Source organism: Oribacterium sinus (assembly GCF_963537195.1).
Lineage (GTDB): Bacteria > Bacillota > Clostridia > Lachnospirales > Lachnospiraceae > Oribacterium > Oribacterium sinus_A.
In genome coordinates this window covers 1-3,959 of record NZ_CAUTEG010000152.1, presented here as the reverse complement: position 1 = coordinate 3,959, position 3,959 = coordinate 1, and the positions used below count along the sequence as shown (strand labels likewise).

At 43.7% G+C, this 3,959-nt stretch carries 3 protein-coding genes; all 3 read right to left on the bottom strand.

The window, feature by feature from the left end; all coding sequences use genetic code 11:
- Positions 1-154: 154 nt before the first annotated feature.
- Positions 155-2,743, bottom strand: coding sequence for a bifunctional lysylphosphatidylglycerol flippase/synthetase MprF (gene mprF / locus RYL27_RS11200; protein WP_314967199.1), 2,589 nt, complete (start codon positions 2,741-2,743; stop codon positions 155-157).
- A 146-nt stretch (positions 2,744-2,889) separates the two neighbouring features.
- The gene (locus RYL27_RS11195) at positions 2,890-3,597 is read right to left on the bottom strand and encodes an alpha/beta fold hydrolase (RefSeq protein WP_314967198.1); all 708 of its coding nucleotides are present in this window, start codon (positions 3,595-3,597) and stop codon (positions 2,890-2,892) included.
- A 66-nt stretch (positions 3,598-3,663) separates the two neighbouring features.
- A partial coding sequence (locus RYL27_RS11190) for a citrate lyase subunit alpha (protein ID WP_314967197.1) occupies positions 3,664-3,959 on the bottom strand: 296 nt, incomplete at its 5' end.

Here is a 3,959-nt window from a genome sequence, read left to right as displayed (position 1 = left end):
TCATTAGAAAAGTCGTCCTGATGCAGACCAACTTCCGAAGGAAGTTGCTTTGCAAAGCAAAGTGAGCAGTGGTTAACATAAACCACTGCTCAGTCAAGGCGAAGTTAGCGAGAGCGTGCCCCGTTTCAGACCTATATTGCTTGGAAAATGTTTTTTACAGCTCCTTTACCTTCCGGTTATCTATCTTGAAAATAGCCAGCAGATCAAAAAGTAAACTGCTGTCCTTCGGATAGGACAGGTATCTTGCCTCCCATAGAGGCGAGAACTTGTCCTTATATTTTCGTAGTCCCGAAAAGGAGTAGAAGCGATTGGTAAAGGCATAAACCAGAAATGCCAGTTTTTCTTGGAAAAAGCTATGCTCTTCCTGTCCCACATTAGACAAGGGCGCCATACCCAAATCGAAGTAGTCCACGCCTTTTTCTTTAAAATACAGGAAAATCTCCACGAAGAGATAGTCCATGATGCCGTTACTTTCTGTTCCCGGATTATAGCGCATCAAATCAATGCTTGCTTCTTTTTCTCCATTGCAAACGAGGAAGTTGGAGAAGGCCTGCACATGTCCCTCGGAATCCAATACGCAGGCAATGGGAGCCAGAGAGAGATAGCCTTTGTCAAAGAAGCCCAGAGAAAAGCCTTTTTCCTGCCTTCCGGAAAGCCAGGCATCCGATATTTTCTCCAAATCCTGTAAAAAGGCATCGGAAAAAGGCGGGTACTGTACTTGAAAGGTATATCCTTTGTTTTCTATTTTGTTGACCGCGGCACGGAACTTCTTACCGGATTTTCCCACGAGATCAAAGTCGGAAAGAGGAACCTTTGCACTTTCTCCGAACTTCATAAATTCATAGCCATGGTTATGGAGGAGAAGGGTTAAGTCCTGGCCTACCTCATAGAAGAGCGGAGTAAGATTGTTTTCCTCCGCTTCTGCAGTAAAGGAAGAGATTGCAGCAGGAAAATATCTTTCTTCTCCGATGGGCTCTCCCATGACCACCGCTTTTCCGTCTTCTAAGGCAAATTGAAAAACCACCTTATCCACTCCATTTTCCTGATAATAGTACAGTAGCTTATCGCCAAGGAAGGCCAGAGAAGCATCTAAGTTGGTATTGGGAAAGCTTTGCAAAAAGTTCTGAAAGCGTTCCTGATTGAATTTTTCTCCGAAGGAAAAATGCTTATCTCTCGCCAGTGCGCCCACGGTAATATAGCAAAGCGTAGGAATCAGAAAATAGGCGAAAAGATTAAGAAAGTAGTCTAAAAAGACCGTGAAAAAATGGGGCTTTGAGAAAGTATGTAACTTATGCAGAACTCCCTTATGGAAAATCAGGAAGCCGAGACTATCCTTTCCGGTATTGCCGCTGGAAAGGTATAAAAGGAGGAGAGTAATGAAAATACTTCCCAGGATATAGGAAAAGTCCTTCAAACGGTCTTCCACCGGGTAAAAAAAGGCTTTTCTGGAAAGCTCTCTTCTTCGAAAAAAGAGAATCAGCAGAAACAACAGAAGGTAGAGACTACTGAAAAGAGAAGGGCTTCCCAGATTGATATAGAAAAGTGTCACAAGGCAAAGCAGAAGGGAAAAGGGCTTAGCAAAGGCGGCTTTTCTTTTTAAAAGTCTTCCCAACAGGAAGAAAAGAGAACCAAGGAGAAAGCTTGGAAACTGCCAGAGTAGCTGCCCCCTTATGGGATCCATTTGTCCGATAAGAGGAATGCTATGGATTTCATCGGGAAGAATGGCGGTGGCCATCAGAAAAAAACCGAAGAAAGTTGCCATAAAGTGGCTGATGCCCTGTCCCATTAGGGAGCTAAGCTTCTTCGGCAGACCATAAAATTTTTGATTAATCTGTCCTCCCATACTTTTGATAAAGAAAAGGAGACCGATGGCAAAGGGAATGATGTAATAAAAGATACGGAAAAGCAGCAGCCAGCTTGCCGCCTCATTTCGATTTACGGAAAAATGTAAAAGACCGCTCATCATCATTAAATCAAAGCTTCCGAGACTTCCGGGAATCATGGAGACGATACCGATGCAAATGGAGATAAAGAATAACGGCAGGGTATTGGCAAGGGAAACGCTGTAGCCCAGTGTCCTTCCGCAGTAAAAGAAAAAGCAGGAAACAAAGCCCCAATCGAGGAAGGAAGTTGCGATTAAAGCCAGAATCTTTTTCTTAGATAGATTTCCAAAGTAGGACCAGTTTTTTCTGGTGGAAAGAAAAAGCAAGACCGGAAGAATCAGAGAAGCTAGAAGGAGGACAAAGCTGTAGGGTCTTAAAACGGCATTTTTCTGAACGAAAAACAAGAGCCCGAAGGATAGCAAGGAATAGAGGGAAAGCCCAGACATGAAATAAGGCATCACCTTGGAAATGCCCTGCATGGTTTCTTCGCCCTTATCCTCCTCCGTAAAATAGCTGTAACGCAGTCCCACGTCCACAAGGCCTGCAAAGCCGATCAGGTTGTTTAAGCTGTTGATGGTCCAGCTGCTTTCTATCAGCTTCCCCAAAGAAATCTTCTTTTTCAGCTCCTTACAAAGGATAAAGTCATAGAGCATCATCGGAGAAACGGAAAGGATTCCGATAACAAGGAGACTTACAATTTGGAAGGGGGATAAACCGCTTAAGATGCTTTTTACCGCCTCCGGGGAAATGGTCTTTCCCATTTTAACAAGTTCCAAAAGCACCAAAATAGAAATGCTCAGGAAAAGAATGCTCTTTAGAACATTCTGCCATTTTTTAAAAAAAGAAATCAGTTTATTCAATTTTTCCTCCTTACTATGGAAACCGGAGTTTCTTTACTCTATACGAACTTTGTTTTGCAATTTTTACCTTACTTTATCAGCAACTTGTGCTGATAATCGATGCTTGTATTGTATAATCGGCATCTTGCTGTTTGATCAGGGCAGTATTAAGGCTGTATGTCCTGCACCATTTTTTCTATCAGGCGATTAAAGTAAGCGCTATCCTTTTTCGGGATATTGTGCCCCTGCCCCCTTCGTTCCAGAAATTTGCCTTTGGGGAAAAGCTTTGCAATCGCCATACTGTGCTTTCGCTTAATCATATCCCTGTCTCCCACCAAAACCACTACGGGGTAAGGCGCCTTTCGAAAAAGCTCCTTCGGCACATCCACATTTTCCCGTAAAAGGGGAGAAACTCTGGACTTTCGCTTAAAGGCGGGAAGAAAGAGCCCCAAAAAGCGGTAGAGCCATTCTTCCAGATAACAGGCATAGCGGGGAAGGAACTTTAGACCGGAAAAGGAAATATTTCCGCTGTTTGCCAGAATCCCGGCTACTCTCTCCCCATGGCGACCGGCGTATTCCAGTGCCAGGTTCGCGCCGTCACTGTGCCCCACCAAAAGACATTTTTCTATGGAAAGGGAGGAAAGCAGCTCCTCCAGACCATCGGCAAGGTAAGCAAAGCTTGTTTCCCCCTGTAGTTCTCCGGATTTTCCATGCCCCAAACTATCTACAAAGAGGAGCTTAAAACTTTTCTCGAGAACTCTTTGCTTTGCAAAATAGCCGCTTTGCAGATTATTCCCATGAAGAAAGACAATGGGAAAGCCTTCTCCCAGAATATCTACATGGATTCGTTCTCCGCTTTTACAATAAAATTCCATTTTGCACTCCCTTGGCATAAATTACATACTTGGTTTTATAAGAATGGTACTTGGCTTTACTGGTTTTTATCTAGCGCTTAGTGTAATTAGACTTTTATCCTTTCGCTTTCTTACCACATCCATGATGCTGCCGTCTCTTGCTTCGATAATGGCAACTACCTTATCCTCGAATTCCAGTTTAGTCGGTTCTCCACAGATTTTGTAGGCAATATCTCGTAATTCTTCAATACTCTTTATGGGAAGTTTAGCGGCTTTTACAGCCTCCAAAAGCTCCGGCCGCCGGGGATTAATGGCAATGCCATAGTCGGTAACAATCACATCCACAGTTTCCCCGGGGGTGGTAACGGTGGTCACATCATTTC